The 20006-nt window shown below is 64.7% G+C and carries 20 protein-coding genes; 14 read left to right on the top strand and 6 right to left on the bottom strand.

Features of this window, described 5'->3' with window-relative positions; translation table 11 throughout:
- Positions 1 to 4: 4 nt before the first annotated feature.
- Together RJ527_00880 and tyrS are read right to left on the bottom strand one after the other, a co-directional pair.
- Positions 5 to 1552: a glycosyltransferase family 39 protein gene (locus RJ527_00880; GenBank protein ID WND76309.1), complete on the bottom strand. Its 1548-nt coding sequence runs from the start codon at positions 1550 to 1552 to the stop codon at positions 5 to 7.
- 8 nt (positions 1553 to 1560) lie between these two features.
- Positions 1561 to 2811 (bottom strand): tyrosine--tRNA ligase, encoded by a 1251-nt coding sequence (gene tyrS / locus RJ527_00875; protein ID WND76308.1) that lies wholly within the window; start codon positions 2809 to 2811, stop codon positions 1561 to 1563.
- Positions 2812 to 2932: 121 nt separating this feature from the next.
- Between tyrS and RJ527_00870 the strand changes: the two genes are divergently transcribed.
- Positions 2933 to 4039 carry an anhydro-N-acetylmuramic acid kinase gene (locus RJ527_00870; GenBank protein ID WND76307.1) on the top strand — a complete coding sequence of 369 codons (1107 nt, stop codon included), beginning with the start codon at positions 2933 to 2935 and terminating at the stop codon, positions 4037 to 4039.
- Between the two features lie 16 nt (positions 4040 to 4055).
- On the opposite strand, the gene RJ527_00865 is transcribed toward RJ527_00870, so the two are convergent.
- Entirely contained in the window at positions 4056 to 4706 is a 651-nt protein-coding gene (locus RJ527_00865; protein ID WND76306.1) for an alpha/beta hydrolase, read from the bottom strand.
- 213 nt (positions 4707 to 4919) lie between these two features.
- Here RJ527_00865 and cysE point away from each other — a divergent pair, with 213 nt between their 5' ends.
- The 10 genes from cysE to iscX all read left to right on the top strand — a co-directional run bounded on the left by cysE (position 4920) and on the right by iscX (position 12818).
- Entirely contained in the window at positions 4920 to 5657 is a 738-nt protein-coding gene (gene cysE, locus RJ527_00860; protein ID WND76305.1) for a serine O-acetyltransferase, read from the top strand.
- Positions 5658 to 5724: 67 nt separating this feature from the next.
- Positions 5725 to 6207, top strand: a complete 483-nt coding sequence (locus tag RJ527_00855) for an Rrf2 family transcriptional regulator (protein WND76304.1) — start codon at positions 5725 to 5727, stop codon at positions 6205 to 6207.
- Positions 6208 to 6236: 29 nt separating this feature from the next.
- Positions 6237 to 7376: a cysteine desulfurase family protein gene (locus RJ527_00850; GenBank protein WND76303.1), complete on the top strand. Its 1140-nt coding sequence runs from the start codon at positions 6237 to 6239 to the stop codon at positions 7374 to 7376.
- A 49-nt stretch (positions 7377 to 7425) separates the two neighbouring features.
- On the top strand, positions 7426 to 8682 hold the full coding sequence (locus RJ527_00845) for an IscS subfamily cysteine desulfurase (protein WND76302.1): 1257 nt from the start codon (positions 7426 to 7428) through the stop codon (positions 8680 to 8682).
- A 60-nt stretch (positions 8683 to 8742) separates the two neighbouring features.
- Positions 8743 to 9126, top strand: a complete 384-nt coding sequence (gene iscU, locus RJ527_00840; GenBank protein ID WND76301.1) for a Fe-S cluster assembly scaffold IscU — start codon at positions 8743 to 8745, stop codon at positions 9124 to 9126.
- An 83-nt stretch (positions 9127 to 9209) separates the two neighbouring features.
- Positions 9210 to 9551 carry an iron-sulfur cluster assembly accessory protein gene (locus RJ527_00835; protein WND76300.1) on the top strand — a complete coding sequence of 114 codons (342 nt, stop codon included), beginning with the start codon at positions 9210 to 9212 and terminating at the stop codon, positions 9549 to 9551.
- A gap of 71 nt (positions 9552 to 9622) precedes the next feature.
- On the top strand, positions 9623 to 10285 hold the full coding sequence (hscB, locus tag RJ527_00830) for a Fe-S protein assembly co-chaperone HscB (GenBank protein WND76299.1): 663 nt from the start codon (positions 9623 to 9625) through the stop codon (positions 10283 to 10285).
- A 3-nt stretch (positions 10286 to 10288) separates the two neighbouring features.
- Positions 10289 to 12229, top strand: coding sequence for a Fe-S protein assembly chaperone HscA (gene hscA / locus RJ527_00825; protein ID WND76298.1), 1941 nt, complete (start codon positions 10289 to 10291; stop codon positions 12227 to 12229).
- A 32-nt stretch (positions 12230 to 12261) separates the two neighbouring features.
- Positions 12262 to 12603, top strand: coding sequence for a ferredoxin family 2Fe-2S iron-sulfur cluster binding protein (locus tag RJ527_00820; GenBank protein ID WND77996.1), 342 nt, complete (start codon positions 12262 to 12264; stop codon positions 12601 to 12603).
- A 14-nt stretch (positions 12604 to 12617) separates the two neighbouring features.
- The gene (iscX, locus tag RJ527_00815) at positions 12618 to 12818 is read left to right on the top strand and encodes a Fe-S cluster assembly protein IscX (protein WND76297.1); all 201 of its coding nucleotides are present in this window, start codon (positions 12618 to 12620) and stop codon (positions 12816 to 12818) included.
- Between the two features lie 3 nt (positions 12819 to 12821).
- On the opposite strand, the gene RJ527_00810 is transcribed toward iscX, so the two are convergent.
- A complete protein-coding gene (locus tag RJ527_00810) occupies positions 12822 to 14474 on the bottom strand; it encodes an ATP-binding protein (GenBank protein ID WND76296.1) in 1653 nt (550 codons plus the stop codon).
- A 108-nt stretch (positions 14475 to 14582) separates the two neighbouring features.
- Here RJ527_00810 and RJ527_00805 point away from each other — a divergent pair, with 108 nt between their 5' ends.
- The 3 genes from RJ527_00805 to RJ527_00795 all read left to right on the top strand — a co-directional run bounded on the left by RJ527_00805 (position 14583) and on the right by RJ527_00795 (position 17223).
- Complete coding sequence (locus tag RJ527_00805) at positions 14583 to 15350, top strand: DUF599 domain-containing protein (protein WND76295.1); 768 nt, start codon at positions 14583 to 14585, stop codon at positions 15348 to 15350.
- 53 nt (positions 15351 to 15403) lie between these two features.
- The gene (mnmA, locus tag RJ527_00800) at positions 15404 to 16531 is read left to right on the top strand and encodes a tRNA 2-thiouridine(34) synthase MnmA (protein WND76294.1); all 1128 of its coding nucleotides are present in this window, start codon (positions 15404 to 15406) and stop codon (positions 16529 to 16531) included.
- A gap of 164 nt (positions 16532 to 16695) precedes the next feature.
- Positions 16696 to 17223, top strand: coding sequence for a PAS domain-containing protein (locus tag RJ527_00795; GenBank protein WND77995.1), 528 nt, complete (start codon positions 16696 to 16698; stop codon positions 17221 to 17223).
- Between the two features lie 33 nt (positions 17224 to 17256).
- On the opposite strand, the gene RJ527_00790 is transcribed toward RJ527_00795, so the two are convergent.
- Positions 17257 to 17997 (bottom strand): sulfite exporter TauE/SafE family protein, encoded by a 741-nt coding sequence (locus tag RJ527_00790; protein ID WND76293.1) that lies wholly within the window; start codon positions 17995 to 17997, stop codon positions 17257 to 17259.
- A gap of 109 nt (positions 17998 to 18106) precedes the next feature.
- Positions 18107 to 19975 (bottom strand): ABC transporter ATP-binding protein/permease, encoded by a 1869-nt coding sequence (locus RJ527_00785; protein ID WND76292.1) that lies wholly within the window; start codon positions 19973 to 19975, stop codon positions 18107 to 18109.
- Between the last annotated feature and the right edge of the window lie 31 nt (positions 19976 to 20006).

The following is a 20006-nucleotide window of genomic DNA, read 5'->3' as shown; positions in this document are numbered from 1 at the left end:
GGCCTTAGCGGCAGTCGCCCGCGCCGGGGGTCAGGATCACGCCGAGCGCCGCCGTCTTGCCGCCGGTCAACATCGGCAATCCCTCCAGCGGTGAAATCACCAGACGCTGTGGCGTGTCCGGGGCGATGCCGGCATCGAGCAGACTGTTGGCGCCGGCGATGGCGGTGGGCCGGTTGTCGCGCGCGGCGTCCGCCGACCAGACCACGAGGCATTGACCGGCGGCCCCGGGCGCCAGGGGCGGGAGGACGTCGGGATGCTTCAGGCTGATGACCCGCGCATCCGGCAGGGCCGCGCGCAGGTTGCCGGGCAGCGGGTCCGGATGCCAATAGGCGACGACGGTACCGCCCGTGAATCCCATGGCTTTAATCCTGGCGGCCAGGTCGGCGTAGGGGATGTGGTGCTGGCAGCGTCCGCAGGACAGCGGCTCGAACAGATACTTGGCGATCAGGGCCGAGGGCTGGGCCCAGAGGACCAGGGTGATCAAGGCCGCGAGTGTTCGTTGGCGGGGGATCGGTGCACCCGCCGCCTCGGCCCGCAGCAGCACCCAGACCGGCGCGAACAGCAGCACGAACATGTAATGGGTGCGGATGCGGAACTCGGGCTGGATCAGGGTGCCGACGGCGGTCGCGGCGAGGACCAGGATCATGTAGAGGCCGAGAACCCGAGCCATGGGATGGGCGGACGTCTGCAACGGGCGGAACGCCGCCGGAAAACAGATCAGCGCGATCAGCCAGAACGGTGACAGGAAACCCGCCGCCGCCTTCACGCCGTGGCCCAGGCCGGTCAGGGAAAACCCGCCATGGGCGGCGGCCGTTTCGCCTGCTTGCGCGGCCAGAATGTCCAGGCGCTCGGCCAGCCACAGGTAATGGGGGGCCAGGACCGCCGCCGCCACGGCCAGGGTCAGAAGCAGCCAGGGCGATAAAATCCGGCGGCGCAGGTCGCGGTCCGTCATCGCCGCCGCCAGCAGGCAGGCCAGGAAAATCCAGAAGGCGTATTTGGCGAGCCCGCCGAGGCCGATGGCGAGGCCGAGCAGCGCATAGTCCGACAAGCGGCCGGCCGCATCGTCGCGCAGGCGCAGCAAAAGCCACAGAACCGCCGCATAGAGGCAGGCCGTCAGGACCGTGTGGCTGAACCCGGTGACGACTTCCCAGGCCACGAAATAGAATAGCACCGGCGCCAGGGCCGCCAGCCCGGCCAGGGCCCGCGTGGCGAACAGGCGCAGCGCCGCCCGCCACAGGAACATGTACATGGCGAACAGCAGGCCGAACTTGACGATGTTGACCCCCCACAGGCCGGGCCCCGTGACCTGGGACACGGCCATGACCAGCCAGGTGTAGAGCGGCGGATTGCGGACCTGATAGCCCCAGGCGAAGAATTGCGAGAAGATCAGCTGTTCCCCGTCGTCCCCACCGGTGCCGGGAAACAGGGTGGCCCGGATCAGGGCCATGGCCAGGATGATCACGCCGACCACGAGGGGCGGGCCCGGCTGGTCGGTCAGGATCGCGAGGTTGCGGTCAAGCAGGCGGGACAGACGCGACGCGCTTTCCGCCATCGGGCCTGTCAGACCGCCCGCACCAGGGCGTGGCGCTTCTTGCCGGCGCTGAGCTTGAGGACCCCGTCCTTGAGATCGCCCGATCCGGCGGTCGCCGTTTCCGACGCGATCTTCTCATCATTGAGGCGCGCGCCGCCGCCCTTGATCAGGCGCCGCGCCTCGCCGTTGGACGCGGCCAGACCGGCCTCGCGGAACAGCTCGAACACGGGCACGCCGGCGTTCAGGCGGGCCGCCGGCACGTCGATGGTCGGCAGGTCGTCGCCGAGGGCGCCCTGCTCGAACGTCTTGCGCGCCGTCTCGGCGGCGCTCTCGGCGGCGTCGTTGCCGTGACACAGGCGCGTGATCTCCGTCGCCAGGATCTTCTTAGCTTCGTTCAATTCGGCCCCTTCGAGGGCTTCCAGGCGCGCGATTTCGTCCAGCGGCATGTCCGTGAACAGGCGCAGGAACTTGCCGACGTCGGCGTCTTCCGTGTTGCGCCAGTACTGCCAGTAGTCGTAGGGGCTCAGCATGTCTTCGTTCAGCCACACGGCCCCGGCGGCGGTCTTGCCCATCTTGGCGCCCGACGCGGTGGTCAAAAGCGGCGTGGTCAGGCCGAACAGGCCCCGGTTGTCGACCCGGCGGGCCAGTTCGACGCCGTTGACGATATTGCCCCATTGGTCCGATCCGCCCATTTGCAGGGCGCAATCGTGGCGGCGGGACAGTTCGAGGAAATCATAGGCCTGGAGAATCATGTAGTTGAATTCCAGGAAGGTCAGCGGCTGTTCCCGTTCCAGCCGCAGCTTGACCGAATCGAAGGTCAGCATGCGGTTGATGGAGAAATGCCGGCCCACGTCGCGCAGGAATCCCAGGTAGTTGAGATGGTCCAGCCAGTCGGCGTTGTTGACCATGACCGCGTCGGTCGGCCCGTCGCCGAAGGTCAGGAACTTGGCGAACACCTGTTTGATGCCGGCCATGTTGGCGGCGATGTCGTCGTCGGTCAGGGCCTTGCGCATCTCGTCCTTGCCGGACGGGTCGCCGACCTTGGTCGTCCCGCCGCCCATGAGGACGATCGGCTTGTGGCCCGAGCGTTGCAACAGGCGCAGCGTCATGATCGAGACCATATGGCCCGCGTGCAGGGATGGCGCCGTGCAATCGAATCCGATGTACGCGGTGATCGTTTTCGCCGCCGCCAGCGCGTCCAGCGCGTCCATGTCGGTGCACTGATGGATAAATCCGCGCGTCTGGGCGTCGTTCAGAAATTGGGATTTCAGCTTGGTCATGGCGGCTTTTACCGCGCCCGCGCGGGTTGGGCAATAATCCCTTGGCGGTGCCGGGCATTCTGGCCTTGCCCGGGCCGGAACGGGCCGACACAATCCGGCGCATCTTTTCCGGGGGGAACCCATGCCAGAAGACACCTGCCTAGCCGTCGGGCTGATGAGCGGCACGTCCATGGACGGCGTCGATGCGGCGCTGATCGAGACGGACGGCGAGGCCGTGATTTGGCGCGGCCCGGCCTTGACCCATCCCTATGACGCCGATTTCCGCCGCGATCTGCGCGACGCCCTCGGCCATGATCCTTTGATCCGGGCGCCGGAAAACGACCTGATCGGCCGCCTGACGGACCGTCACCGCGACGCGGTCCGCGCCCTGCTGGCAGAGGCGGGAAAATCGCCCGGCGACATCCGCGTCATCGGCTTTCACGGCCATACGGTGCTTCACCGCCCCGAATTGGGGGTGACGCGGCAGATCGGCGATGCCGCGCGGCTGGCGCGGGAAACGGGGATCGACGTGGCCGGCGACCTGCGCCTGAACGATGTGGCGTCAGGCGGCGAGGGCGCGCCGCTGGCGCCCGTCTACCACCGCGCCCTGGCGCGGGGCCTGGAAAGGCCGCTCGCGGTTCTCAATCTGGGAGGGGTCGGTAACGTCACCTGGATTGGACCCGACGAGATCGGCAACGGCGGCACGCTGCTGGCCTTCGACACGGGCCCCGGCAACGCGCTTCTCGATGACTGGATGCAGGAAAAAATCGGGGAGCCCATGGACCGGGACGGGGCCGTGTCGGCCCAAGGCGTGGCCGATCAGAGCGTTCTTAAGAGTTTGATGATCCACGATTATTTCGACATGCCGCCGCCCAAGTCCTTGGACCGGAACGCGTTCGACCTGGCCCCCGTTCAGGGGCTTTCGACGGCCGCCGGGGCGGCGACGCTGGCGGCCTTTACGGTTGCGTCCGTGGCCCGCGCCGCGCAGTTCTTCCCGCAGCCCGCCAAACGCTGGCTGGTCACCGGCGGCGGGCGGCACAACGCGGCCCTGATGCAGGGGCTGCGCCGGGCACTGGGGGCCGAGGTTCAGCCGGTCGAGGACGCGGGGTGGCGCGGCGACACGCTGGAGGCCGAGGCCTTCGCCTTCCTTGCCGTGCGCGCGCTGAAGGGGCTGGCGCTGACCTATCCGGGGACCACGGGCGTGGGCGAGCCGCTGTCGGGCGGCCGCCTGTATCCTGCCGAGGGGTAGAGGCGTAGCCTAGGGCCTAGGCCGCTTTTTCCACCAAGCGCTTGTCCAGGTAGTCCTCGACATGCTTCAGCAGGTTGTCCAGGTGCTCCGAGAAGTAGTGGTCGCATTTGTCGATGGTGCGGTAGTCGATCTCGATGTTCTTCTGCGACGACAGCTTTTCCACCAACTTGTCGACCGAGCCCACGGGCACGACTTCGTCGGCCTTGCCGTGAATCAGCAGGCCCGAGGCCGGGCAGGGGGCGAGGAACGAGAAATCGTAGATCGACGCCGGCGGTGAGGCCGAAATGAAGCCCGAAATTTCCGGCCGGCGCATCATCAACTGCATGGAAATCCAGGCGCCGAAGGAAAATCCGGCGATCCAGCAGGTCGAGGCATTGGGATTGTGGCCCTGCATCCAGTCGAGCGCCGTCGCGGCGTCGCTCAGTTCGCCCTGGCCGTTGTCGAACTTGCCCTGGGACCGTCCGACGCCCCGGAAATTGAAGCGCAGGGTCGAGAATCCGCGCTTCACGAAGGCCTGATACATGGCATAGACGACCCGGTTGTTCATGGTTCCGCCGTACTCCGGGTGGGGGTGGAGCAACAGAGCGACCGGCGCATTAGGGTCATTGGCGTGGTGATAACGGCCTTCGATGCGGCCTTCAGGCCCGTTGAAAATGACTTCTGGCATGGGTGATAAACGTCCTTGAAAGGGTTCTTTCGGTTAATATCCGAGCGTCAGGGTCTGGCTTAATATGCATGCAGCCTTAATTAAGCCGCCGATTTCCTGGAAATACTTGATAGGATTAGTCGGGCATCTTATATTCCGGGTACCGACGCCTGGGGCGCCCAGGGGCGTGTGAGCGCGCCTTGCGGAAAGCCCCGATAACATAGTGTGAAGCCCATGATTTTCAAGAATATTCAAGAAGATATCCGCGCCTTTCAGGAACGCGACCCGGCTGCCAAGGGGCCGCTGGCCATCTTCTTCACCTATCCGGGCTTCCACGCGGTCGTCTGGCATCGCATCGCGCACTGGCTGTGGGGCCATAAACTGTTCTTCGTCGCGCGGCTGATTTCCAATTTCGCGCGCTGGGTCACCCTGATCGAAATCCATCCGGGTGCTCAAATCGGCAAGCGTCTGGTCATCGACCACGGCGGCGGCGTGGTGATCGGCGAGACGGCGGTCGTCGGCGACGATGTGACGATCTACCACCAGGTCACCCTGGGCGGTGTCGCGCCCTCCGTCGATTCGGATGCTCAGCGCGGTCAGAAACGTCATCCGACGGTCGCTGACGGCGTCATCATCGGTTGCGGGGCGGCGATTCTGGGCCCGATCACCGTCGGCCAGCAAGCGCGGGTCGGCGCCAACGCGGTGGTCACCAAGGACGTGCCGCCGGGCGTCACCGCCGTCGGCAACCCGGCCCAGGTGGTTTTGCCCAAGGACAAGGAGCGGGCCAAGGCGTTCCAGGCTTACGGCACGCCGACCGACGGTCAGGATCCGGTCATGCAGACCATCGAAAACCTGCGCTCGCAGTTGAACGTGCTGATGGATCGGGTCGCCGAACTGGAAGAGCACGAAAAACCCGCCCAGCGGGATGCGGACAACGACGCGCGGCCCAAGGCGGCCGCCGGGGACAAGTAGCGGGGAACGCGATCGACGCCGCGCGCGGAGACGCCGTGCACGGAACGATATTTGAAGGAGACGGAACGTGAAACTCAGTACAAAAGGCCGATACGCCGTGATGGCCATGGTCGATCTCGCCGCCAATGCGTCGGCGAAGCCCGTGGCGCTGGCCGACGTGGCCGACCGGCAGGACATTTCTCTGTCCTACCTGGAACAGCTGTTCGGCAAACTGCGCAAGGCCGGTCTGGTCAAGAGCGTGCGCGGCCCGGGCGGCGGCTATCTTCTGGCCTATGGCGCCGCCGATACCCGCGTCGCCGACATCATCATGGCCGTGGACGAGCCGATCAAGACCACGCGCTGCACCCCGGGCCAGCCCACGGGCTGTCAGGCCGACCGGGCGCGCTGCCTGACCCACGACCTGTGGGAGGAACTGGGCAATCAGATTTACCTGTACCTGTCGTCCGTGTCGCTGGAAGACGTGGTCGACAAGAAGGTGCTGGGCACTTCCGGCCGCCTGTACCAGCAGGAACAGGAACGCAACAGCGCCGCGACCGTCGCGGCCCAATAGTCAGAGCAGAAGGCGAGTTCGAGACCCCGATGACCATCTATCTCGACCATAACGCGACCACCCCGGTCCGGCCCGAAGCGGCCGAGGCCGTGGCCGCGGCGCTGACCGCGACGGGCAATCCGTCGTCGGTGCACGGCGCCGGCCGCCGGGCGCGCATGCTGGTCGAGGATGCGCGCGAACAGGTCGCGGCGCTGGTGGGTGCGCGGGCCGAGGACGTGATCTTTACCTCCGGCGGGACCGAGGCCAACAACCTGGCTCTCGCCAACGCGCCGAAGGGCGGAGCCGAAGGGCCCGTGTTCGCCTCGGCGGTCGAGCATGTGTCGGTCCTGGAAGGCACCGACAACGTCATCCAGGTCCCCGTCGACGGCGACGGCGTGGTTGATCTGGTGGAACTCGATACCTGCTTGAAGGATGCGCTGAACCGGGTCGAGGGTGGCCGTGCCTTGGTGTCGGTCATGCTCGCCAACAACGAAACCGGCGTGATCCAGCCCATCGCGCGGGTCGCCGAACTGGCGGCGGAATACGACGCCGTGTTCCACTGCGACGCGGTCCAGGCGGCGGGCAAGCTGGCCATCGATTTCCCCACCCTGGGTGCCCATATGATGACTCTGTCGGCGCACAAGATCGGCGGACCGCCGGGCGTCGGCGCGCTGATCGTGGCCCCCGGCCATCAGGCCACCGCGGCAATCCGCGGCGGGGGTCAGGAACGCTCGCGCCGGGGCGGCACGGAAAACGTGCCGGGCATCGCCGGCTTCGGCCGCGCGGCCGAGGCGGCCAAGGCCGACATCGACCGTCTGCAGGGTCTGGCCGCCCTGCGTGACCGCATGGAGGCCGAGATCACGGCCGCCGCATCGGACGCCAAGGTTTTCGCCAAGGACCGCGACCGCCTTGCGACGACAAGCTGCCTGACCATGCCGGGCGTGTCGTCGGAGACCCAGGTCATGGCCTTCGACCTGGCCGGGATCGCGATCAGCGCCGGGGCGGCTTGTTCGTCCGGCAAGGTGGCGCCCAGCCATGTGCTGACGGCCATGGGCGTGGACGAAGACGACTTGAAATCGGCCATCCGGGTCAGCCTGGGATGGACCACGACCGCGGACGACATTGACACATTCACCGCCGCCTGGAAGGGCCTTCATGCCCGTATCGGCGGAGGCAGCCTGGCTGCCTGACGCAGTAACAAGACGACGACACCTGGAAGGAATTGACGCTATGAGCGCCATGACAACACAAGAAAAGAACGAACTTCCGCACACGCTGAAGAATCGGAAAGCGCCCATCTATCTGGATTACCAGGCGACGACGCCGACCGATCCTCGGGTGGTGGAAAAAATGCTGCCGTTCTTCTCCGAGCAGTTCGGCAACCCGCATTCGCGCAGCCATTTTTACGGCTGGGAAGCGGAAGACGCGGTTGAGATTGCGCGCGAACAGGTCGCCTCGATCATCGGCGCCAACCCGAAGGAAGTGATCTTCACCTCGGGGGCGACGGAATCGAACAACCTGGCGATCAAGGGCGTGGCGCATTTCTACAAGGAAAAGCGCAACCATATCGTGACCGTGGTGACCGAACATAAATGCGTGCTCGACAGCTGCCGCCACCTGGAACAGGAAGGCTTCGAAGTCACCTATCTGCCGGTCAAGGAAAACGGCCTGATCGACCTGGACGTGCTGCGCGAGACGGTCACCGACAACACCTCGATCGTGTCGGTCATGGGCGTCAACAACGAGATCGGCGTGATCCAGCCGCTCAAGGAAATCGGCGCCATCTGCCGCGAGAAAGGGGCCTTCTTCCACACAGACTGCGCCCAGGCCGTGGGCAAGATTCCGCTCAACGTGGAAGAGATGAACATCGACCTGATGTCGATCTCGGGCCACAAGATCTACGGCCCGATGGGCATCGGCGCGCTTTACGTGCGCCGCCGCCCACGGGTCCGGTTGGTGCCGATGATCAACGGTGGCGGCCAGGAACGCGGCATGCGGTCCGGCACCCTGCCGACGCCGCTGTGTGTCGGCCTGGGCGAAGCCTGCGCCATCGCGGAGAAGGAAATGGGCGCGGAGAACGAACGCCTGCGCCGTCTGCGCGACCGCATGTATCAGTCGATCGTCGGCCGCCTGCCGGAGGTGTATCTCAACGGCGACATGGATCAGCGCATCCCCGGCAACCTGAACATCTCCTTCGCCTTCGTCGAAGGCGAGGGCCTGATGATGGGGATCAAGGATCTGGCCGTGTCGTCGGGGTCGGCCTGCACCTCGGCCTCGTTGGAGCCCAGCTACGTGCTGCGCGCCCTCGGCGTCGAGGTCGAAATGGCCCATACCTCGCTTCGCATCGGTTTCGGCCGCTTCACGACCGAGGAAGAAGTCGACGAGGCCGTGGAATGCATCATCCGCGAGGTCGAACGTCTGCGGGAAATGAGCCCGCTTTGGGACATGCACAACGAGGGGATCGACATCTCCTCCATCGAATGGGCGGAACATTGATCCGCCCACAAACGACCACAATAACCAACTAGAATAAGTTCTTAGGAACAGGAGACTAAAATGGCCTACAGCGAAAAAGTCATCGACCATTACGAAAAGCCGCGCAACGTCGGCACGCTGGACAAGAACGACACCAGCGTCGGCACCGGCTTGGTGGGCGCGCCCGCCTGCGGCGACGTCATGAAGCTGCAGATCAAGGTCTCGGAGGACGGCATCATCGAAGACGCCAAGTTCAAGACCTTCGGCTGCGGGTCGGCCATCGCCTCGTCGTCGCTCATCACCGAATGGGTGAAGGGCAAGACCATCGAGGAAGCCGGGTCGATCAAGAACACCCAGATCGCCGAGGAACTGGCGTTGCCGCCGGTGAAGATCCATTGCTCCGTGCTGGCGGAAGACGCCATCAAGGCGGCGATCTCCGACTACAAGGCCAAGAAGGGCGCTTAATCCGATCCGCCGGGACGGCAGGGGGGCTTGCCTCCTGCACGCCGGCGGGGTTAAGGAAACGGCCCAGAAAGAAGCAGGCGACCATGACTGAACGACCGCAAATGATGACCATCACGGATCAGGCCGCCGAGCGCGTGAAAGCGCTTTTGGCCAGCCGTGGCAAACCGTCCGCCGGGGTGCGCATCGGCATCCGGACGAAGGGCTGTTCGGGCATGTCCTATACCCTCGAGTTCGCGGACGACAAGAACGAGTTCGACGAAATCGTCGAGGACAAGGGCGTGCGCGTCTTCATCGACCCGAAGGCCACCATGTTCATCATCGGGACCCAGATGGATTTCGTGGAGGACAAGCTGGAATCCGGCTTCGTGTTCCAGAACCCGAACGAAAAGGGGCGCTGCGGCTGCGGCGAGTCGTTCCACGTGTGATCGCCCGCCCGGGGCCATCCCCGGCGCATGAATGCAACTTCGGAATATTGGCGAAAAGGAAAGTAACGCTGGTGCAAGCGAGAGCAGACGGCGCGGCCCGACGTGATGTCAAAGAGGCCGCCCAAGAACGGATCGTCGAGGCCTGCTGGTCCTGTCAGGGGCCGGTGGCGGCGGGCGACCCTTTCTGCCCAAGCTGCAAGGCCGTGCAAGCGCCCGGTCAGGCGGATCACTTCCAACGCTTGGGCCTGCCGCGCGGGTTTGAGATCGATACGGCGGCGCTTGAGACGTCCTATTTCCGGATGCAACGCCTGCTGCACCCCGACCGCTTCGCCACCCGAACGCCCAAGGAGAAGATTCTGAGCCAGCAACAGGCGACCAGCCTCAATGATGCCTATGAAACTCTCAAGGACCCGCTGGACCGCGCCGTGTATCTGGCGCACCTGAAGGGGCTGGACGTTCTGAAGGAAGGCTGCAACACGCTGAGCGATCCGGTAATCCTGATGGAAGCCATGGAAATGCGCGAAGCCCTGGCCGAAGCGGAAACCGCCGAGGACCTGACCGCCATGACCAAGCACACCCAGGGCGAGATCGCCGACTGTGAAAGCGAACTGTCCGGCGCCTTTGCCGCGGACGACCTGGACCAGGCGGCGGCCCTGATCACGCGCCTGAAATACCTGCGCAAGCTGGCCGACGACACGCGCGCCCGCCGCGCCGAACTGCGGGGAAGGGGCTGAGCCATGGCGCTGTTGCAGATTCACGAGCCCGGCGAAACCCCGGCCCCCCATGAAGGCGACGCTACCGTCGCCGTCGGCATCGACCTGGGGACGACCAATTGCGTGACCGCCGTTGCCGTCGACGGCAAGGCGGAAGTGCTGCGCGACGAGGACGGACAGGCCCTGGTGCCTTCCGTCGTCGCCTACGCGCCTGACGGCTCACCCATCGTCGGCGGGCTGGCGAAAAGCCTGATCGCCATGCGCCCGGACAGCGTCGTCAGCTCCATCAAACGCCTGATGGGCCGCGGTATCGGCGACATCAAGGCCGTGGCCGGACATTTGCCGTTCCAGGTCGAGCCGTCGGAAGACGGCGCCGCCATGGTGCGCATCAATGTCGGCGGCCGCAAGCTGACGCCGGTGGAGATTTCCGGACATATCCTGGCGGCCCTGAAGGAACGGGCCGAAGGCGTGCTCGACCGCGAGGTCACCCGCGCCGTCATCACCGTGCCCGCCTATTTCGACGACGCGGCGCGCACGGCGACCAAGGACGCGGCCCGCTTGGCGGGGCTCGAGGTTCTGCGCCTGGTCAACGAGCCGACGGCGGCGGCGCTGGCCTACGGCCTGGATAAGGAGGCCGAGGGGCTTTACGCCGTTTACGACCTGGGCGGCGGTACCTTCGATATCTCGCTGCTGCGCATGGAAAAGGGCGTGTTCCAGGTGCTGGCGACAAGCGGCGACGCGGCGCTTGGCGGCGACGATTTCGACCATGCCATCGCCGAACATTTCCTCAAGGACTGGACCGGCGAGACGCCGGGTGCCGGTGCCGTCAAGCAGGCCATCGCCATCGCCCGTCAGGTCAAGGAAGACCTGAGCACGGCCGAAGGCGGCACCTGGGCGCTGGAGCTGGGCGGCGAGCAGCAGTCGTTCTCTCTCGACCGCGCGGCTTTCGAATCCCTGATCGCCCCCCTGGTGGCGCGGACACTGCGCATCTGCGAGGACGTGCTGGACGATGCCGAGGTCACGCCGGACGACGTCAAGGGCGTGGTTCTGGTCGGTGGCTCGACCCGCGTTCCTCTGGTCCGCCGCAAGGTCGCCGACCTGTTCGGGCGCGAGCCCTTGGCCGACATCGACCCGGACGAAGTCGTTGCCGTGGGCGCGGCATTACAGGCCGAGGCATTGACCGTCGGCTCGGACACCCTGTTGCTCGATGTCACGCCATTGTCCCTTGGTATCGAGACCATGGGCGGGCTGACGGAAAAGATCATCCCCCGCAACACGCCGATCCCCGTGGCCAAGGCACAGGAATTCACGACCTATCAGGACGGCCAGACCGCCATGGCGGTGCATGTGGTCCAGGGCGAGCGGGAAATGGTCGACCAGAACCGGTCCCTGGCCCGCTTCACCCTGCGCGGCATCCCGCCCATGGTCGCGGGTGCGGCGCGTATCCGCGTGACCTACGCGGTGGACGCCGACGGTCTGATGACGGTCAGTGCCCGCGAGGAAACCACCGGGGTCGAGCAGAGCATCGAGGTCAAGCCGTCCTATGGCCTGTCCGAGGACGAGATGTCGCAGATGCTCTACGACAGCATGAAGAACGCCAAGGAAGACATGACCCAACGCCTGATCGCCGAGGCGCGGGTCGAGGCCGGGCGCGCCGTGGGCGCGGTCAAGGCGGCGATGGATATCGACGGCGACCTTCTGGAAGACGGCGAGCGCGCGGAGATCACGGCGCTTCTGTCGGCGACGGAGGCGGCGATCGCCGGCGACGACCGCGACGCCATCAACGGCGCGGTCGAGAAATTGGAAGAAGGTACCAGGCCCTTCGCCGAAAAACGCATGGACCGCGGCATTCGCGCGGCCCTGCGCGGTGTCGACGTCGACCGCCTGGATGAGGCTGCTCACGAACGGGACGATGTGGTGCGCGATTACAACCATGCGCGCAAGTCCGCCGACGTCGGCGACTGACGGAACGAGGAACGAAAAAAACCATGACCAAGATGTTCAAGATGACCTTCGTGCTGCCCGACGGCACGCCCAAGGAAGTCGACGCGCCGGAGGGCCTGTCCGTCCTTGAGGTCGCGCACCGCAACGGCATCGACCTGGAGGGAGCTTGCGAAGGCTCTCTGGCCTGCTCGACCTGCCATGTGATCGTCGATCAGAGCTACTTCGACAAGCTGGACGAACCCAGCGAGAACGAAGAGGACATGCTCGACCTTGCCTTCGGCCTGACCCATACCTCGCGCCTCGGCTGCCAGATCGTCATGAGCGAGGACCTGGACGGCCTGAAGGTGACGCTGCCGAAGGCGACCCGCAACATGATGGTCGACCGGAAAGTTTAAGGGAGGGAACGGCCATGGGACTGCGCTGGACCGACACCGTCGACATCGCCATCGAACTGGAAGAGGCCCATCCCGACGCGGACGTGGTCAATCTGCGGTTCACGGACCTGTGGAAATGGGTTCAGGAACTGCCCGGTTTTGACGATGATCCGCAGAAATCCAACGAAAAAGTCCTGGAGGCCATCCAGATGGCCTGGCTTGACGAACGGGACTGACCGTCAGCCGCTTTCCATGATCCGAAGGCGCGCCGGCGGAAAGCGGATGGTGACCGCCGTGCCCTTGCCGGGGGTGCTGTCCAATTCCAACGTGCCGTCATGCATTTCCGTCAGGTTCTTGACCAGCGGCAATCCCAGGCCGACGCCCTTGAAGCGCCGTGCAAAGGGGCCTTCGGCCTGGCCGAAGGGGCTCAGGACCTTTTCCCGGTCCTTTTTGGCGATGCCGATGCCTGTATCGGAAACCCGGACGAGCAGGCCGCCCTCGGCGGTCTTTTCAAGATCGACCCGCACCGTGCCGTCGTCGGGCGTGAACTTGATCGCGTTCGACAGCAGGTTGATGACGATCTGACGCAACCGCCGCTCGTCGCCCATGAACGGGGGCATCGCCGTCAGGTGGGATTCCAGGGTGATGTTCGCCTGTTTGGCCTCTTCCTCCATCAGGGTGACGCAGGCCTTTACTGCGGCCCCGATGTCGAAAAGTTCCTCTTGGAACTGCACCTCGCCGGCCTCGATCAGGGAAATATCCAGTACGTCGTTGATCAATTCCAGCAGATGGCGGCCCGACTGTTTGATGTTGGCGATATACTCGGCATATTTCTCGTTGCCCAGGGGGCCGAGAGTGCCCATGCCGATAAGTTCCGAATATCCGATGATCGAATTCAGCGGCGTACGAAACTCGTGACTCATGTTGGCGAGGAATTCGGTCTTGGCGCGGTTGGCGCGTTCGGCCGCGTCCTTGGCCAGGGCCAGGTCACGGTCCGCGTGCCATTGTTTGGTGATGTTGCGTCCCGTGCCGCGGTATCCCTTGAAGACGCCGTCCTTGTCGTAGACGGGCTTGCCGCTGATGGCGAGATAGTTGATCTCGCCGTCGGGCCGCACGCGGGAATGAATGAAGTCGCGGAACGAGCGATGGGCCTCCAGGTCGGCGATATGGCTTTTCCAGGGTTCCTCGTCCGGGTTGTCCCACAGGGTTTCCCGGCGCGACCGGCCCAGCAGTTGTTCCGGGCGCACGCCGGACGCCCAATAGAAGCGGTCGGAGAAGTAGGAGAACCGCAAGTTCGCGTCCATCTCCCACAGCCAGTCCTGGGACGCCTCGGCGAAATCGCGGAACCGTTCCTCGTTTTCGCGCAGCGCCGTGGTGACGGCGATCCATTCGCTGACGTCGCGGCGGATGGTCAGGATGCCCCCGTCCAGAAGGCGGTACTCCATGAGTTCGTACCAGGTTCCATTGGAGAACCGATGGGCCGGCAGTCCCATGGCGTTGTGATGGCGGTCCAGACGGATGCGGATGAATTCCTCCTCGCGGCCGATCGCCTGATCGATCAGGCCGCGGTCCGTATGGGCGCGGACAAGGTCCTCGAACACAGCACCCGGGACATAAAGCGCCTTTAGATCCTCGGGCAGGTGTCGCAGGTAGGCCTTGTTGACGAAAACCAGGCGATCCTCGACGTCATAGAGCACGACCCCGTCATCGACCCGTTCCAGGGCGTCGATCAGGGCGGAGACGGTATGCCCGTCGGGGCGGCCCGTGGCGGGCGGGGGAGTGCTTTGTGAACTGGCATGGGCGCGAATCCGCGCAAGTTCGGTCTCCAGGGCCTGGACCCTGTCGATCAGCGCGGCTTTTGTCAGGCTCCGGAGCTCGTTCTTCCCTGGCATAAAGGCCTCTTAGACCTGCATCGGGCCGAATTCGTATGTAACCTATTTGCAGACCGAATGACATAGACCGATAGTGCAGGTCGACGTTCCAGTTGATGAGGGGGTTTCATGTCGCTAAGCGAGACCATGTTGTTCAACACGTCCATTCCGTTGCTGGACGCCCTGGCGCTTGCCTGGTTTCTCGCCGGGGCGGCGCTCTATACGGCCCTCGCCGACCAGATTGCCTGGGGCAAACGGCCGATGGCGGTGGTGTTGCACGATTACCGCCTGCGCTGGATGGAACGCATGCTGGAGCGCGACAACCGCATGGCCGACGTGCAGATCGTCAATTCCTACATCCGCTCGGGCAGCCTGTTCATTTCCACGACCCTGCTGGTGCTGGCCGGGATCGTGGCCCTGCTGGGCCAGATCGAGGATCTGCGCGTCATCATTCACGACATCTCCATGGCCCAGCCGGCGTCCCGGCGGCTGATGGAGTTCCGCGTGTTCATCCTGGTGCTGGTGTTCGTTTATGCCTTCTTCAAGTTCGCGTGGTGCCTCAGGCAGTTCAACTACACCCTGGTCATGATCGGGGCGGCGCCCCATGCGGGGCAATGCGATGCGGCGATCACGACCCAGTTTCCGCCCCGCGCGGCGACGATCCTGTCCCGTGCCCAGGACAACTTCAACCGGGGCCTCCGGTCCTATTATTTCGCGTTGGCCCTGTTGCCCTGGTTCATCCATCCGCTGATGCTGTTTGGCACGACCGTCTGGGTGCTGCTGGTGCTCTACCGCCGGGATTTCCGCTCCGTGACGCTGAAGACTCTGGCGGAACTGGGCGCGGCCGACGATGCGGCGGCGGACGCGAAGGCCCAGCGCACGCCGCCGCTGGCCTAGGTCCCAGGCGTGCCTACCTTGCGTCGCCCGGGGAAAACCCTATATTCCGCCCCATGAGCACCCCCGTGATCGATCTGGGCCTGGGCAAGGATCCCAAGGACTGCCGCGTCGTCGTCGCCATGTCAGGCGGCGTCGATAGCTCGACCGCGGCCGCGCTCGTCCGGGAAGCAGGCTATGACGTGGTCGGCATGACCATGCAGCTTTACGATCAGGGCGAACCCAGCCCGGGGCAGAAGACCTGCTGTGCCGGTAAGGACATCTTCGACGCACGGCGCGTCGCCGACCAATTGGGCTTTCCCCATTACGTCCTGAACTATGAAAGCCGGTTCAAGGACCAGGTCATGGACGACTTCGCCGATACATACCTGCGCGGCGAAACCCCCATTCCCTGCGTGCGTTGCAATCAGACGGTGAAGTTCAAGGACATGCTGGGCCAGGCCCGCGAACTGGGCGCCGACGCCCTGGTGACCGGCCATTACGTGCGCCGTGTGCAGGGGGGCTCCGGCTCGGAACTGCACCGCGCCGCCGACGCCACGAAAGACCAGAGCTATTTCCTGTTCGCGACCACGGGCGAACAACTCGATTTCCTGCGCTTTCCCCTAGGGTCGATGGACAAGGCGGAAACCCGCGCCCATGCGGCGCGCCTAGGGCTTGCCGTGGCCGACAAGCCGGAAAGCATGGACATCTGCTTCGTGCCCGACGGCAATTATGCGCGCATCGTCGAGCGCCTGCGCCCGGAAGCCCATGACCCCGGCGACATCGTCGATCAGGCGGGCACCGTGTTGGGCCGCCACGACGGCATCATCCATTTCACCGTCGGCCAGCGTAAGGGCATCGGCATCGGCGGGATGGGCGACCCGCTTTACGTGCTTCGGCTGGAGCCCGAAACCCGGCGCGTTGTTGTCGGGCCCAAGGCGGCATTGGGCCGCGAGAGCCTGAACGTGCACGAGGTCAATTGGCTGGGCGACGGCCCGCTGCGAGCCAAGGCGCATCGGGTCGAGGTCAAGATCAGGTCGATGTTCAAGCCGGTGTCCGCCACCTTGTTCGGCACCGGCGACGATACCGCCGCCGTGACCTTCGATGCGCCCCAGAACGGCGTCGCGCCCGGCCAGGCCTGCGTGTTCTATCAGGGCGACCGGGTGCTTGGCGGCGGCTGGATCGCGCGGAACACGGCTTCTTAGTCCGCAACGCGGTCGGCATATCCCTTTTCAGACGGCCTGTTGATCGGCATGCGCCCGGAATCTGTTCGTTGCACTACGGGCAAGTATCTGGCCAAATACTTCAGAATGGTTGAATTTGTGGGCATATTTTATAATTCAGTATAAATATCAATAGGTTGGCTGCTATGCAGGCAAACCGGCTCATACTGACGGGCATGACCTTACATGCCGAAACATCGGAAGACTTCACGTTTCCGAATACGATCAAGCTATATGAATACTGGAAGTTGAAACGCGGTGAGCGTCCTCGCCCGCGTTGGCGGGACATCAACCTCATGGATATCCGCGGCATCGTGCCGTACCTCTGCGTGCGGGACGTCATCCCGGGCGAGGACGACTTTCTTTGCCGTTATTGGGGGACGCGGCTGACCGAGTTGTACGGCGTCGACTGCACCGGCAAGCGAATTTCCGAGACCTATCCGCCTTCGGGTGTGAGGAATACTCTGGAAATCTACCGCAAGACCCTGGCCTCCGAGCGGCCGGTGCGGTTGATCGGCAATCTGGGGTACGTGGAAAAATCCGAACTGAATTTCTTCGAGGGCGTTTTCCTGCGCCTGGACGGCGACGACCAGCCGGACCGGCACGTGATTGGGGCGTTTCAGTTCAGATGCGAGCTGTGCCCGGAGGATATGGCCAAGCTGGATCTAGGTTAGAGCCTATCGGATGCGAGGCACCAGGTCGGTGGCTCAGCCCAGCCAGACGATGGCGACGATCATCGACAGGCCGGAAAACATCAACAGCGCCAGGACGATCTGGTTGAACGAACTGTCGCCCAGGCGATTGTAGATTTTGCGCCCGATCCAGGAACCGGCGACGGTGGCCGGGAAGGCGATCAGGGCCACCCGCCCGACTTCCAGCGTCATGAAGCCGCCGATCGCCTGGGTAACCACGGCAAGCAACAGAATGGCCGTGTTGTAGCCTTGGAACACGCCGCGCTTTTCGTCCTTGGACCAGCCGCGCAAGGTCGCCCAGATGGTCGGCAGCGGTCCCGAAAGGCCGGTCAGGCCACCCAACACCCCGCCGCCCAGGCCGACGATACCGTTGGCCAGTTTGCCGCCCCAGGCCAGCTTGGGCGCGGACCGCTGGGCCAGGGTGAAGGCGCAATAGAGGACCAGGAAAATCGCGAAGAACAGCTTGAAACCTTCGACCGAAACCATCGGCAGGATCATCGTGCCGAGCGGCACGCCGACCACGCCGCCGACGATGAACGGCAGAACCCGGGGCCAGGAAATGGCATGCCAGATCGCGGGCAGGGTGAAGAACTGGGAGATCAGCGAGCAGATCACGACCAGAGGGGCGGCCACCGCCGGCTCGATCACCGTCAGCCAGACCGCCAGCGCCGTCAGGCCGGTTCCGAACCCGGTCAGCCCCGATACGAAGCCGCCCGCAAGCGCGCCGGCCAGGATGGTGAGTTCCAGAATGCCCATGGTGTTCCGTATCGGTCGGGAGGATGGAGGCTCAGGCTTAACGGGGAACGGGCGGGGGATAAAGAGCCAATGGTTCGGTTTCCACCGAACCATTGCAGGACAGGCGGAGTTACTCCGCCGGGTTTTCGGCGGCGGCGCGCACGCTGATGCCCATGTCGTCGTCCGCCAGGGCCTCGCGGGCCTTTTCCTGCTGTTGCTGGCGGGCCCACATGTCGGCGTAGCGCCCGTTCTTCTTCAGCAGGTCCGGGTGGCTGCCGCGTTCGACGATGCGCCCGGCTTCCAGCACGAGGATTTCGTCGGCATCGACCACGGTCGACAGGCGATGCGCCACGGTCACCGTGGTGCGGTCCTTGGACACGGTCTTCAGCGCCTTGACGATGTCCTGTTCGGTTCGTGAGTCGAGGGCCGAGGTCGCTTCGTCGAAGATCAGGATCGCCGGCGCCTTCAGCACCGTGCGGGCGATGGCCACGCGCTGCTTCTCGCCGCCGGATAATTTCAACCCCCGTTCGCCGACCGTGGATTGATAGCCGTCGGGCAGAGCCATGATGAAGTCGTGGATCTGCGCCGTGCGGGCGGCGCCCTCGACCTCGGCCGGGCTGGCGCCGGGGCGACCGTAGGCGATGTTGTAGAACACTGTGTCGTTGAACAGCACCGTGTCCTGGGGGACCATGCCGATGGCGGCGCGCAAGGACACCTGGGTCAGGTCGCGGACGTCCTGGCCGTCGATGGTGATGCGCCCACCGGACACGTCGTAGAACCGGAACAACAATCGCGAGATGGTCGACTTGCCCGAACCCGAAGGGCCGACGATGGCGACGGTCTTGCCCGCCGGCACGGTAAAGGAAATGTCGTTGAGGACCTGGCGCCGGGCGTCATAGGCGAAGGACACGTCTTCGAACCGCAGTTCGCCGCCGTTGATCGCGAGAGGCTGGGCGCCGGGGCTGTCGGCGACTTCGGGGTTTTCGTCAAGCAGGCGGAACATCTGTTCCATGTCGATCAGCGACTGTTTGATTTCGCGGTAAACGAAGCCCAGGAAGTTGAGCGGCATGTACAACTGGATCAGGTAGGCGTTGACCATGGCAAAGTCGCCCAGCGTCATGGTACCGGCGACCACGCCGTCCGCCGCCATCCACATGATCGCCGTCAGGCCGACGGCGATGATGGCGCCCTGGCCGATGTTGAGCAGGGCCAGGGAGGTGTTGGACTTCACCGCCGCGTCTTCGTACCGCGCCAGGGCCTTGTCGAAACGCCTGCTCTCGTGATCCTCGTTGCCGAAGTACTTGACCGTCTCGAAGTTCAGCAGGCTGTCGATGGCCTTGGTGTTGGCCTCGTTGTCGGTGTCGTTCATGGTGCGGCGGAACTGGATGCGCCATTCCGTGACGGCCAGCGTCCAGAAGATGTAGATGCCGATGGTCAGAAAGGCGACCAGCGCCATCCAGATACCGAACAGGTACCACAGAATGCCGCAGGTCAGGACGACCTCGACCAGGGTCGGCACGACGTTGAACAGCATGAAGCGGAGCAGGAATTCGATGCCCTTGGTGCCGCGTTCCACGGCGCGGCTGACGCCGCCTGTCTTGCGGTCCAGGTGAAAGCGTAGGCTGAGCCGGTGCAGGTGGCGGAAGGTCTTGAGCCCGGCCTGGCGGATGGCGCGTTGGGCGACCTTGGCGAACACGGCGTCGCGCAGTTCGCCCAGGGCCTGGGACAGCACGCGGGCGACGCCGTAGGCGATCAGGATCGTGACCGGCACGGCGATCACCGCGCCGCCCTTCATGTCCAGGGCATCGATCGCCTGTTTGTAGACGTATGGAACGGCGACGCTGGCCCCTTTCGCCGCGGCGAGGAAAACCATGGCGAGCACGACGCGCAGGCGCAGCGCCTGTTCCCCGGCCGGCCACAGGTAGGGCGCCAAGGTCTTGATGGTTTGCCAGTCGTTCCGGCGGGGACTGTTGGCGGGGTCCGCGTGATCGCGCCGCATGGGCAGTGTCATCCTGAAAAAGAAATCGGTT

The sequence above is a fragment of the Thalassospiraceae bacterium LMO-SO8 genome (assembly GCA_031655335.1).
GTDB lineage: Bacteria > Pseudomonadota > Alphaproteobacteria > Rhodospirillales > Casp-alpha2 > UBA1479.
The sequence above is the reverse complement of the archived record's forward strand: the minus strand, read 5'-3'. Positions and strand labels throughout refer to the sequence as shown.